This window comes from Candidatus Eisenbacteria bacterium (assembly GCA_020847735.1).
In the GTDB taxonomy this organism is placed as follows: Bacteria; Eisenbacteria; RBG-16-71-46; order RBG-16-71-46; family RBG-16-71-46; genus CAIXRL01.
Genome location: JADLBL010000018.1, coordinates 56704 through 69328, shown reverse-complemented (window position 1 = coordinate 69328; position 12625 = coordinate 56704). Strand labels below are relative to the sequence as shown.

At 71.8% G+C, this 12625-nt stretch carries 7 protein-coding genes; 1 reads left to right on the top strand and 6 read right to left on the bottom strand.

The features are described 5' to 3' along the window. Positions 1–279 precede the first annotated feature (279 nt). Complete coding sequence (locus IT347_08150; protein MCC6349547.1) at positions 280–990, top strand: hypothetical protein; 711 nt, start codon at positions 280–282, stop codon at positions 988–990. Positions 991–1128: 138 nt separating this feature from the next. Here the strand turns inward: IT347_08150 and IT347_08145 are convergent, their stop codons facing one another. The 6 genes from IT347_08145 to IT347_08120 form a co-directional block, all read right to left on the bottom strand. Next, on the bottom strand, positions 1129–3405 hold the full coding sequence (locus IT347_08145; GenBank protein MCC6349546.1) for a T9SS type A sorting domain-containing protein: 2277 nt from the start codon (positions 3403–3405) through the stop codon (positions 1129–1131). Positions 3406–3646: 241 nt separating this feature from the next. Next, complete coding sequence (locus tag IT347_08140; protein MCC6349545.1) at positions 3647–6100, bottom strand: T9SS type A sorting domain-containing protein; 2454 nt, start codon at positions 6098–6100, stop codon at positions 3647–3649. Positions 6101–6185: 85 nt separating this feature from the next. After that, positions 6186–8435 (bottom strand): T9SS type A sorting domain-containing protein, encoded by a 2250-nt coding sequence (locus IT347_08135; protein ID MCC6349544.1) that lies wholly within the window; start codon positions 8433–8435, stop codon positions 6186–6188. Between the two features lie 250 nt (positions 8436–8685). Further along, positions 8686–9129: a CopD family protein gene (locus IT347_08130; GenBank protein ID MCC6349543.1), complete on the bottom strand. Its 444-nt coding sequence runs from the start codon at positions 9127–9129 to the stop codon at positions 8686–8688. Positions 9130–9211: 82 nt separating this feature from the next. Further along, positions 9212–11335 carry a hypothetical protein gene (locus IT347_08125; GenBank protein ID MCC6349542.1) on the bottom strand — a complete coding sequence of 708 codons (2124 nt, stop codon included), beginning with the start codon at positions 11333–11335 and terminating at the stop codon, positions 9212–9214. Continuing rightward, positions 11332–12543, bottom strand: a complete 1212-nt coding sequence (locus IT347_08120; protein MCC6349541.1) for a thiolase family protein — start codon at positions 12541–12543, stop codon at positions 11332–11334. Before IT347_08120 ends, IT347_08125 begins: the two co-directional genes overlap by 4 nt. Positions 12544–12625: the final 82 nt, after the last annotated feature.

The following is a 12625-nucleotide window of genomic DNA, read 5'->3' as shown; positions in this document are numbered from 1 at the left end:
CTTCATCGCTTGCGACCGCTGGATGCCGCAAGCTCGCGTGCCGATAACCGCCCCATGCATTCGCGCCCTCGCGTTCCGCGGTGGTCCGTCGTCCTCCTCTGCGCCGTTTGCGCGTGCTCGATTCACGTACGCGCCTCGCTGGCCGCACCGCCACGCGGACCCGGCCTGGTCGGGCGCATCCTCGCCACGAGCAGGCCGGAGAGCACCGCAGTCCTCGTCGTCGCCGATCGCGCGCTCCTCGACGACCTGCGCGCCCTGTCCACGCGAGGCGTCGTCGTCATGCCGGTCGCACTGCCGAACGCGAACCCGACACCTGCGCAGATCGGTCAGCTGTACCGCGATGTGCTGGCGGCGACGACGAACTTTCCGGAGGTGTGGGTCGTGAGCAGTCACGCGGACTCGCGTGCGTCACGGCGCGCCGGCGCGGTCGCCGAAATGGCGTCACGGTTCTCCCGAAAACGAGTCCTGCGCGACAGTGTCCAGACGCCTCGAGGCGCTCTGATGTTCACGCGCTGGGTGGATATTCCAGGTGGCGTGGCCCAGCGGGCCGAGACGCGTCGGGCGCTCGCCCAGGCCGACAGCATCATGGCGCACGGCGTGCCCGGGCCGATCCCGATCTCCACGCCGTTCACCCGGGACGAACTCGCCGTCAACCCCGACACCCTGGACTACTACATGGCGCACCTGGCCGACACGTCGTTCTACTCGATCGGCGGCTGCTCCGACGTCGAGATCGTGGTGTGGAGCGCGAGCGAGAAGCTCGGGCAGATGGGACCGGGCGTCGTGCCGGCGCTGATCCGGCGCGTGGACGACCCGGACCCATTCGTTCGCGAGAGGGTTCAGGACGCGCTCAGTCTGGTCACGCAGGACGAGCGAATCCTGGCGAGGACCAGGGGCGAGTATCTGAAGTACTACGACCAGCCCGAACGCGACCCGCGCGACATCATCGAAGCCTGGTGGCGAAAGTTCGCGCACTTCTGGGCGCACTAGGCGGCAATCCGCGCGAAGCACCCGGCGCACGAAGGCCCGCGCCGCTCCACCGGCGCGGGCCTTCTCCTGCGGCGGCCGCCCGGGGTCGAGCGGCCGCCCGGGGACGAGCGGCCGCCTGGCCCCGGGGGGCGCTCCCGATCAGCGCGTGACGGCCACCCTGTGAACGCGCGCCACACCCGCCGCCTCGAAGCGCGCGAAGTAGAGCCCCGCGCGCACCGCCCGGCCGCCCTCGTCGCGCAGGTCCCAAGCCTCGGCGTGCTCGCCCGCCTCGCGCGGTCCGGCGGCCAGCACCCGCACCTGCCGGCCCGCCGCGTCGTAGATCGCCAGCTTCACCGCCCCCGCAGCCGGCAGCGTGTAGCGCAGCACCGTCCGCGCGTTCGCCGGATTGGGGGAGGGCGGCGCGAACGCCAGCGCCGCCGCGCCGGAGCCGTCCACCGCCAGCGTCCCCGACGGCGACAGCGTCGCCACCGGCGACTCGTTGCCGTGCACGTCCACCGCCGTGAGCTTGTACCAGCGCCCCGCCGCGCCCGCGTCGGCGTAGCCGGTGTCGGCGAGCGCAGCCACCAGACTCGCCCCGTCCGGCACGAACGCCGCGCTGGTTCCCCGATAGAGCCGGTAGCCCGCCAGGTCCGCTTCGGCGTTCGGCCGCCAGTGCAGGTTCGTCGCGCCGCCCGCGTACTCGCCCGTGAACGGCGCCGGCGCCACCGGCGCCAGGTTGTCCACCGAGTAGCCCGACATCGGCAGCGACGGCCACCACATCGTGATCGCCGAGTTGCGCGCCACCACCATGAACGCGGTCCCGGGGTTCGAGCCCGCGATCGAATCGCCCAGGGTGGCCGCGACGTAGCTGTAGCCGGCCAGGTAGTGCCGCGGCGTGATTTCGGTGAGGTACTCCCAGTAGTAGGTGGTCCCGTTCATGGGCAGCGCGACGAGATCCCCCGGCTCGGGCGGCGCGGACCCGCTCGTCAGCGCGCGCACGCGGAGACCGCGCGCCGCGGCCTGCGCCGCGAACGAGGTCGGCACCGAGCGCAGCACGTCGTAGGCGTCCAACTCGGGGTTGGACGCGAGGTCGAGCCAGCTCGCGTTCCACGACACCTTCACCTGGCCGCCCTGGTCGTTCGCGACATCCCCGACGGCGACCATCTCCGGCTCCGGCGTGCCCAGGTAGCCGTGGCGGCCGATGCGCTGCGCGTAGATGTCGTAGTTCGTGCCACCTCGCTTGTCTTGCCAGGTGACGATCGCGCCGCCGGCGCCGTCCGCGACGATCTTCGGGGAGTACTGGTCGTTCGTCGTGGTGCACACCGCCTGCCCGTCCCCCGGCCACGCCGGATCCGCCACGCCCGAGCCCAGCACGTGCTGCGCGTAGATGTCGGAGTTGCCGCCGCGGGAGTCGTACCAGGTGACGATCGCGCCGCCGGCGCCGTCCGAGGCGATCATCGGGGAGGCCTGGTCGGAGGTCGCGGTGCACAGCGCGCGGCCGTCGGCCGGCCACGCCGGGTCCACCGCGCCCGAGGCCAGCACGTGCTGCGCGTAGATGTCGTAGTTGCCGCTGCGCAAGTCATACCAGGTGACGATCGCGCCGCTGGCGCCGTCCGAGGCGATCATCGGGGAGGCCTGATCGGAGGCCGCGGTGCACAGCGCCCGGCCGTTCGCCGGCCACGCTGGATCCACCGCGCCCGAGGCCAGCACGTGCTGCGCGTAGATGTCGTTGTTGCCGCTGCGCAAGTCATACCAGGTGACGATCGCGCCGCCGGCGCCGTCCACGACGATCTGCGGGTAGTACTGGTCGTCCGCCGCGGCGCACAGCGCCCGGCCGTCGGCCGGCCACGCTGGATCCACCGCACCCGAGGCCAGCACGTGCTGCGCGTAGATGTCGGAGTTCGTGCCGCTGCGGTAGTCGTACCAGGTGACGATCGCGCCGCCGGCGCCGTCCGCGACGATCGTCGGGGAGGACTGGCTGGAGGCCGCGGTGCACAGCGCGCGGCCGTTCGCTGGCCACGCCGGATCCACCGCACCCGACGCCAGCACGTGCTGCGCGTAGATGTCGTTGTTGCCGCTGCGCAAGTCGTACCAGGTGACGATCGCGCCGCCGGCGCCGTCCGAGGCGATCGTCGGGGAGGCCTGGTTGGAGGCCGCGGTGCACAGCGCCCGGCCGTTCGCCGGCCACGCCGGATCCACCGCGCCCGAGGCCAGCACGTGCTGCGCGTAGATGTCGGAGTTCGTGCCGCTGCGGAAGTCCTGCCAGGTGACGATCGCGCCGCCGGCGCCGTCCGAGGCGATCGTCGGGTAGGACTGCTCGTTCGCCGCGGTGGACAACGGAAGGTTCGTGAACGGGCTGTTCGGCCAGGCGGCCTGCGCGGGGGGCGCACTCGAGGCGAACAGCAGGCAGACGGCTGCGGAAGCGAGGATGCGCATGGGCTCCTCCCGGAGAGGGATCGGGTGGAATGACCTGGCGCGCCGCTCTGGCGCCCATGGAAACATGGGGCGGCCCGCCCCCTGTGCGCACAAGCATCTCCTCGCCGCGCAGCCCACGGCAAGCGGCAATCCGCGCGAAGCACCCGGCGCACGCAGGCCCGCGCCGCTCCGCCGGCGCGGGCCTTCTCCTGCGGCGGCCGCCCGGGGACGAGCGCTCGCCCGTGCCCCGGATCCCTCCCGATCAGCGCGCGACGGCCACCCTGCGCACGCGCGCGACGCCCGCCGCCTCGAAGCGCGCGAAGTAGAGCCCCGCGCGGACCGCCCGTCCGCCCTCGTCGCGCAGATCCCACGCCTCGGCGTGCTCGCCTGCCTCGCGCACCCCCGCCGCCAGCACCCGCACCTGCCGGCCCGCCGCGTCGTAGATCGCCAGCTTCACCGCCCCCGCACCCGGCAGCGTGTAGCGCAGCACCGTCCGCGCGTTTGCCGGGTTGGGCGAGGGCGGCGCGAATGCCAGCGTCGCCGCGCCGGAGCCGTCCACCGCCAGCGTTCCCGACGGCGACAGCGTCGCCACCGGCGACTCGTTGCCGTGCACGTCCACCGCGGTCAGCTTGTAGATGTAGGGCTGCCCCGCCACGTCCGTGTAGCCCGTGTCGGCCAGCGCCGACACCAGGTTCGCGGGGCCCGGCACGAACCCCGGCACGGTGCCCCGGTAGAGCCGGTAGCCGGCGAGGTCCGCCTCGGCGTTGCGGCCCCAGTGGAGCGTCGCGCTGCCCGCCGCGTACTCGCCCGTGAACGGCGCCGGCGCGGCCGGCGCCAGGTTGTCCACCGAGTAGCCCGACATCGGCTGCGAGGTCCAGAACGAGTAGCCGTCGCTGGCGAGCGCCAGGACCAGCGCCTGCGTCACCGGGATGCCCGCCGCGACCGAGTCGCCGGTGGTGGGCAGTTCGTAGCTGTAGCCGGCGAACCGGCGCGCGGGCTGGGTCGCGACGTACTCCCAGTAGATCGTCTGCGTGCCGTTGGCGGTGGCGAGCAGCGCCCCGTCCCGCGCGAGCGGCGCGAGCGCGTCCGGCCGCAGCAGCCGGGCCCCGCCGCGCAGGCGCGCCTGCGCCGCGCCGGGCGGGATCGAGCGCCAGACCTCGTACTGGTAGATCCCGTTGAACGGCGCGGCATCGAGGTAGCTCGCCGCCCACGAGAGCTTGAGGCGCCCGCCGTTGTCGTAGGGCACGTCGCGCAGGCTCGCGATCGTGGGTTCGGGGTTGCCGAGCCGGCCGAACCCCTCGACGCGCTGCGCGTAGATGTCGGAGCCCGTACCGCTGCGGTAGTCAGTCCAGGCGACGATCGCGCCGCCTGAGCCATCCGGGGCGATTATCGGGTAGTTCTGGGTGTTCGCCGCGGTGCACAACCCCCGGCCGTCCGTGGGCCACGCCCCATCCACCGCACCCGAGGTCAGCACGTGCTGAGCGTAGATGTCGTAGTTGCCGCTGCGGTAGTCGACCCAGGTGACGATCGCGCCGCCGGCGCCGTCCGCGACGATCGTCGGGGAGTACTGGTTGTTCGCCGCAGTGCACAGCGCCCGGCCGTCCGCCGGCCACGCCGGCTCCACCGCGCCCGAGGCCAGCACGTGCTGCGCGTAGATGGCGAAGTTCGTGCCGCTGCGGTAGTCCTGCCAGGTGACGATCGCGCCGCCGGCGCCGTCCGCGACGATCTGCTGGTAGAACTGGTCGTTCGCCGCGGTGCACAGAGCGCGGCCGTCCGTGGGCCACGCCCCATCCACCGCGCCCGAGGCCAGCACGTGCTGCGCGTAGATGTCGAAGTTCGTGCCGCTGCGGAGGTCGTACCAGGTGACGATCGCGCCGCCGGCGCCATCAGGAACGATCATCGGGGAGTTCTGGTCGCCCGCCGCGGTGCACAGCGCGTTGCCGCCCGTGGGCCACGCCGGATCCACCGCACCCGACGCCAGCAGGTGCTGGGCATAGATGTCGCTGACCGTGCCGCTTCGGTAGTCCTCCCAGGTGACGATCACGCCACCAGAGCCATCCGGGACGATCATCGGGTCAGTCTGGTTGTTCGCCATGGTGATCAGCGCGCGGCCGTCGGCCGGCCACGCCGGATCCACCGCACCCGAGGCCAGCACATGCTGCACGTAGATGTTGTAAAACCCGCCGTTGCGGATGTCCTGCCAGGTGACGATCGCGCCACCAGAGCCATCCGGCGCGATCATTGGGTAGATCTGATAGTTCGCCGCGGTGCACAGCGCGCGGCCGTCGGCCGGCCACGCCGGATCCACCGCACCCGACGCCAGCACGTGCTGCGCGTAGATGTCCCAGTTCGTACCGCTGCGGCCGTCCTGCCAGGTGACGATCGCGCCACCAGAGTCATCCGGGACGATCATCGGGAGATTCTGGTCGTTCGCCGCGGTGCACAGCGCGCGGCCATCGGCCGGCCACGCCGGATCCACCGCACCCGACGCCAGCACGTGCTGCGCGAAGATGTCGTAGTTCGTGCCGCTGCGGAAGTCCTGCCAGGTGACGATCGCGCCTCCTGTGCCATCCGGGATGATCCTCGGGGTCTCCTGATTGTCCGCCGCGGTGCACAGCGGCAGGTTCGTGAACGGGCTGTTCGGCCAGGCGGCGTGCACGGGGGTCGCGCTCGAGGCGAACAGCAGGAAGGCGACAACAGCAGCAAGGATGCGCATGAGGCTCTCCTCGAATGGATCGGGTCGCAGGATCTGACAGGCTTCCCCGGCGCCCAGGCGTTACGCCAGGCGCTTCCGGGGAGCGCTAACGGCAGACCACGACGCGGCGGGAAACCGACCGGGTGCCTGCGGTGACGCGCGCGAGGTAGAGCCCCGGCGCCACGGGGCGGCCAGCCGCGTCGCGGCCGTCCCAGCGCAGCGCATGCTCCCCGGACGCGAGCGGACCGTCGCGCAGGCGGACGACGCGCCTCCCCGAGAGGTCGAACACGTCCACGCTGGTCCTCGCCGCCGTCGGCAGCGAGAACGTGAGCGTCGTGATCGAGCGCAGCGGATTGGGTGCCGCGTGAAGCGTGAACGTCTCCGGCCGGGAGCCGTCCTCGACCTCGGTCGCGGTCCCGGGCAGGCAGAACGTGTAAACACGGTTCCGCCCTGCATCGGCGAGCCATAGGCGGCGCGCGTTTTCGTCCACCTCGATACCCGCGTAGGCCGGACTCGCGAAGCCGTCCGCGACCAGCCGGGTCCCGCCGGTGACTGGATCCACCCGATAGAGCGCCGGAGGCGCGAGGCTGGCGACATACAACACGCCCTCGCGCCCGTCCCAGGCGAGGCCGACGGGGTCGCCCAGCGTGGCGTCCAGCGTGAGCGGCGACGTCGTGCCGTCCGCGAACAATCGCGTGAGCGACGCGCCCGCGAGGGCGTCGCTCACCCACACGCGGCCGTCCTGGGAAGCGGCGACGTCGAACCAGTCCACGTTGCCCGGATCGGGTGCGAGCAGGCGCTCCGACGCGGCGGCCGCCGGCGGAAACGACCAGATCTGGTCCGGCCCGCTGTAGCCGCAGTCCACGACGATCACGTCGCCGGGCGAGATGTTGGAGCCGCTGAAGCCGGGCGGCGCAACGGCCATGCCGTACGGATCGTCGTCGCCCGGGTGCATGCCATCCACCCAGACCATGGACGACTCGGCGTCCACGAACCGGAAGATCTTCCCGCTGTAGTCCTCGCTCACGAACCCGTCGCCGTCCGGGGTGAAGATCAGGCCTGCAGGGCGATCGTAGGTTTGCAGCTTCCGCCCCGCGCTCGGGCCGTTCAGGGAATAGACCCCGTCGGTGGACCCGGTCCCGCGTGCGAGCGCGTGCATCACACCCGTCGCCGGATCGCGGGCCAGGCCGCCCACGCCGACCAGTCCGCCCGTGGAGCACAGGCTCACGTCGGGATCGTGCAGCGTCACCGTCTCGTCGGGCGGGGCGCACGCGGCGCCCAGCCGTCCCACGTTGTCGAAGCCGATCTGCTCGGCGCCGGTGAACAGGTTCGCGTCCAGGCTCAGCTCCTCGACCCCGGCCAGCAGTCCGGTCCAGGTGCCCGAGTCGAGCGTCCACGCGGATTCCGCGATCGGAAACGTGAAGCGTTTCCACAGGAGCGAGGGGAGCGGCAGATCGCCCGCCGCAACCGGCACGTGCGCCGAGCCGCCCGGGCCGCTGATCCGCACGAACGCCCCGCTGCCCGTCGCCGCGGAGCCCGCCACGACGACGCGGAGGTCGAACGAGATCGCGCCACTGCCATCGAGCGGCAGCCAGTCGCCGAGATAGCGGGCCGGTGCGAGGGCGCGCCCGGCCTGCGCCGCGCTGTTGCTCAGCTTGAGGAATCCGCCCCCCGTGCCGCCCGAGCCGGGATTCGAGGCGCTCGTGTTCGAGAACGACCAGTCCTCGAGAGCGGTGCCGGCGAACACGGACGAGACGCACGGCACGAACAGCGGAGCGGGCGAGCGCGTGAGGCGCGCGTTGTCGAGTTCCACGATCTCGTCGCCGGTCACGTACTCGGCGGCGACCTTCAGGGACTGCACCTGCGCGAGCAGCGCCGACCACGTTCCGCTCTGCATCGTCCAGACGGTCGAATCGAGCGTCACCGCGTAGGTCGTCCACGCGCCCTGAGCGGGGGCGGGGAAGGGCGCGCGCGCGATCGCCGAACCGCCGGGGCCGGAGATGCTGAAGAGCCAGGGGTTCGTGTAGAGCGGTCCGCCCGAGCTGTTGACGAAGTAGATGTCCACGGCGAGCGAGTCGGCTCCGCCCATCGCGCTCCAGTCGCCGAGGAAGCGCGCGGGCGCGGAGGCGTAGTTGAGCTGGCCCGTGGCGAGATCGTTGATCGCGAGGCAGCCGCCGGGGTTGCCGCCCGTGCCCGACCAGTTGGCGCTGTTGTCGCCGATGATGAGCCAGCCTTCGGCGGACGCGTCGAACGATGAGACGACGGCGGCATGGAGCGGCGCGACCAGAAGCGCCGCGCCGAGCGCCATCGCACCCGCGAGCGCGACGGACGAGCGAATGAACGGGCCTGGGGACACTGGACTGCCTCCGGACGCAAGTGGAGCGGAGCTCGCGGTGCCTGGCGTCACGGGCCCACCGTGGAACCGTTCCCGTACGAACCATTGAACGCTCGCATGACGGGCGAAGCACGCAAATTCACGACTGCCGCATGCAAAGTCTCCTGGCGCGTTCCTTCGGCGCGAATCGGCGGGCCCGCGCGATGGATGCGTCGAAGGTCGTGCCGGGCGGCGTGAGGAGTGGCGCCGTCGCGGCGTCACCTGTCGGCGGCTATCCCAGTCCCCCGAAGCGGATCATCACCCCGACCAGCACGAACAGCACCGAGAGAATCGTCACCGGCACGACGTGCCAGGCGAGGGCGACGAGGTTGCGGTCCGAAAGGCGCGGCAGGATCCGGATCCGCGCGTCGGCGGCGATCAGCGCCAGCGTCAGCAGCAGGCCCAGCTTGGTCAGGATGGCGCGCGCGAGCGGGTTCGAGAGGTCGAACCACGCGCGCACGTCGGGCATCAGGTGCAGCGCGAGCCAGACGCCGGTCACGACCTGCAGCAGAAGCGCCGGCATTCCGATCCGCTCGTAGGGCGCCTCGAACCGCAGCAGTTCCGCGGGCGAGCGCTCGCGCAGCGCACGCGGCAGCACCGTCAGGGCGAGCACCAGGTGCCCGCCGGTCCAGACGGTCGCGCCCAGCACGTGCAGCATGAGGATCAGTGGGTACATGTCGCCTCACTCGGGCGAGTCGAATGCGCCGCGCGGCGGGCGGCGCGGCTTCGCCCTCCGAGCGTCGGGTCTCGCCGCCGTCCTACACCGTCATCACCCTTGCCGCCTCCTGGCCCACGCGGCCGTCGCGGCAGGCCTTCGAGGCGAGGAACTCGGCGGCGAGCTTCGCCTGCAGCGCCAGGGCCTCGGTGGCGGTCGTCCCGCACGCGGCGGTCATGCACGCGACGATCCCGGCGCGGCCTGCTTCGACGAGCGGGTCGTCCGGCGCGGCGAGCGCCGGCGGGGAGGTCGGCACGCCGGCGAGCGGTCCGGCCGCGAGCGGGCGGCGGGCGATGTCCGTGCGCGATCCGCTCGCCAGCGCCCACGCCGTGGCGAGCGCGCGGTCCAGCGGCTCGGCGGCGTCCACCAGCCAGCCGACGGCGTCCTTCGCCTTGACCGCCTCGCCCGAGAGCAGCGCGTGCGCGAGCTTCGGCCAGTGTTCCTTGGCGGCGCGGCGGAACGGCCAGTGGCAGCCTTCCATGCCGGGCACGACGGGCAGGTTCACCTCGGGCCAGCCCAGGCGCGCGTCGTCCACGGTGACCACGAAGTGCGCGTGCATGAGCAGCTCGTACATGCCGCCCAGGCAGCGCTTGCCGCCGACGAACGCGACGCTGGTCTCGAAGTCGTCCCAGAAGCGCCTGGCCGTCTTCGACCAGCCGTTCGTGATCGCGAGGCCAGGCTCGAGATTCTCGAGCGCGGGGAAGAAGTCGCTCGTGTCCGCGCCCACCATCTGCGTGCTCAGGTGGAAGTCGCCGGTCACGATCACTCGCCGGATACCGGCGGCCTTGAGCCAGTCGAGGGCGCGATTCAGTTCGCGGTCCACGTCCCAGCAGTAGCTCTCGCGCGACAGCGTCACGACGCCGACGGCGCCGTCGTGCTCGGCGTTGACGTAGAGCTGCCGCCACGCGGGCCCGCTCATGTCGTCGAGTGCCCGCGGGTGCCACGCGCTCTGCGCGGCCGCGGGGTTCTGCTCGTGGTAGGCGGCGACCAGGGCTTTCGCCCTCTCGGATCCCAGCTCGCGCACCATGGCGACCGCGCCGCGGCGGAACTGCGCGCACGACTCGCCGATCGCGTTCAGCAGCGGCAGCTCGGCGCGCCGCTCATGCAGCATCAGCGCGGTCATCTGCACGATCGGTCCGAGCATGGCGGCCTCGAACTCCTGCGTCTCGGTGGCCGACAGCTTCCAGTCCACGAGCGGCCGGAAGTGATCGGGCGGATACCACGCCTGGCCGGTCTCCTTGCGCTCGACCAGCTCGGGCGTGGGCGTGAAGAGCGCGCCGTAGTGTTCCGAGAGGTGGTGCAGGCACGACCAGGTGAGGAAGTCGGCGCCCTTGCTGCCGATCGCGTCGTGCGCGCGGAACGGGTTGGGGCCGATCAGGCGGCGCGTGAGCTTGTCGAGTTTCCAGAACGGCAGGTTCGTGCGCCGGTGGACCTGCAGCCCCGCGTGCGTGACGCCGCAGAACAGCACGTCGAGGACGAACGACCAGTCGTCGCTGACCGGCACGGGCACGAGGCCGAGCGCCCACAGCAGCTGCGTCACCGCCGAGGGCTCGTGCTCGACGATCTCCCACATCTTGTTGATCTCGTGCGGGAACGCCGGGTGCGCGACGCCGACGCCCAGCTCCCTCGCCGGAAAGCCCGACGTGACGGAGCGGATCTCGATGCCCGGGAAGCTCTGGCGGAAGAGCGCGTAGTGGGCGCGCTTGACCTCGAGGATCTCGGGGATCGCCTCGAGCAGGAAGCGAGGCTTGAGGCCCTTGAGCTCCGGCGGCAGCGACTTTCCGTCGTACGTGAGCCGCACGATGTTGCCCATGATCCGCGCGGCGCCGGCCGGGCCGAACGCGGCAACGAGCCCGGGATATTGCCTGCCGATGCCGTCCGGCGCGCCGGGGAAGTCGAGCGCCACGACCCGCACGCCGAACGGCTCGAGCCGCGAGCCGAGCTGCATGGTCTTGCCGGCGCCGACGATGCCGCTCGCGCCCGAGACGACGAGCGAGCCGCGGTCGTGTTTCGGGCCGAAGACCTTCTCGACCAGCGATTCGGCGTCGGCGGGCGCGCGGCCGTTGCGGAACATCTCGAGCACCGTGCCGAGCCCCAGGGTCTCCAGCGTGTCGCGGCGCAGCGAGGTCACTTTCGCGCCGACCGGGTCCTTCGTCGTCGCGCTCATCGCGCACCTCCCTCGCTGACTTCGAAGAGCGCCGCGATGCCGACGTCGCCGGCCGCGCAACCGAACACCAGCGCGTAGCCGCCGCCCAGGTCCACGGTCTCCTCCAGCGCCTCGATCAGCACGCGTGTCAGCGTCGGGCCCTGCGGATGGCCCCACACGAGCGGGCAGCCGGTCTGGTTGAGCGTCCGCCAGTCGTGGCCGGTGATCTTCGTGAACACCGCGTCGTTGACGGCGAACGGGTTGTGGTTCTTCGCCACCTTCACGTCCTTCATGGTCAGGCCGAGGCGCTGGAGCAGCTTCTGCACCGCGAGCGCCGGCGCCTCGGGCATCAGGCTCGGCTCGGTACGCGCCTCGGCCTTGCCCACGAAGCGGATCTCGATCTCGGGCCGTTTCGACAGCTCGCGCGCCTTCTCGGGGCTCGTCACCAGCAACGTGGCCATGCCGTCGGAGGCGTGCGTCTGCCCGCCGCTCGTCACGCACGTGTCCAGCTCGCGCTGCGCGCGCAGCGAGCCGAGCGAGATTCGGCGGACGCCCTTGTCCTCGTCCACGCGGCCGAGCGGCCTGCCCGCCACGTTGAGCAGATCGAGCGGCACCAGCACCTTGTCGAGAAAGCCCGAGTCCTTCGCCTTCCAGTACTGCTCGTGGCGGCAGTAGGCGATGTCGTCGCACTCGCGGCGGTCCACCTTGTACTTGCGGGCGGTCATGCCGGCGGCGGAGATCATCGCCCGGCCGGTGGCGGGATCGAACCCGAAGTTGTCCCACACGTCGGCGATCGCGTGCGTGCGCTGGTGCGCGCGGCGCTCGGGGAAGACGCCCACCGGCGAATCGCTCGTGCGGTCGAACGTCAGCACGCTCACGACATCCTTGGCGCCCGTCTCGATCTCGGCGCCGCCCAGCAGCACCGCCTGCAGGCCGGTCGCGCACGCCTGCTCGACGTGGTAGCCCGGGAGGCGCTCGCCCATGCAGCTCGCGACCATCGGCGCGGTCCAGAACTTCCAGTGCCAGGGAATGGTCGAACCGATGACCATGTACTCGATCTCGCTCTTAGGCACGCGGCGCATCCCGTAGATGCGCGCGGCGGCCTCGCCGGCGAACTGGCCGATGTTCACCTCCGCGAGGCCGCTCGTCTGCCAGGCGGGAAAGTAGCTGCTGCCCCAGGTGCCGTAGGGAATCCGGGCACGCGGGAACAGCGTGGCGGTCGTCTTCATGGGGCGTTCCTCGGTCGGAGCGGTGCCGCTCGGTTCGTGCGCGATGCCGTGGGGCCGGAGAGGCCCCGATTCACGGTAATTG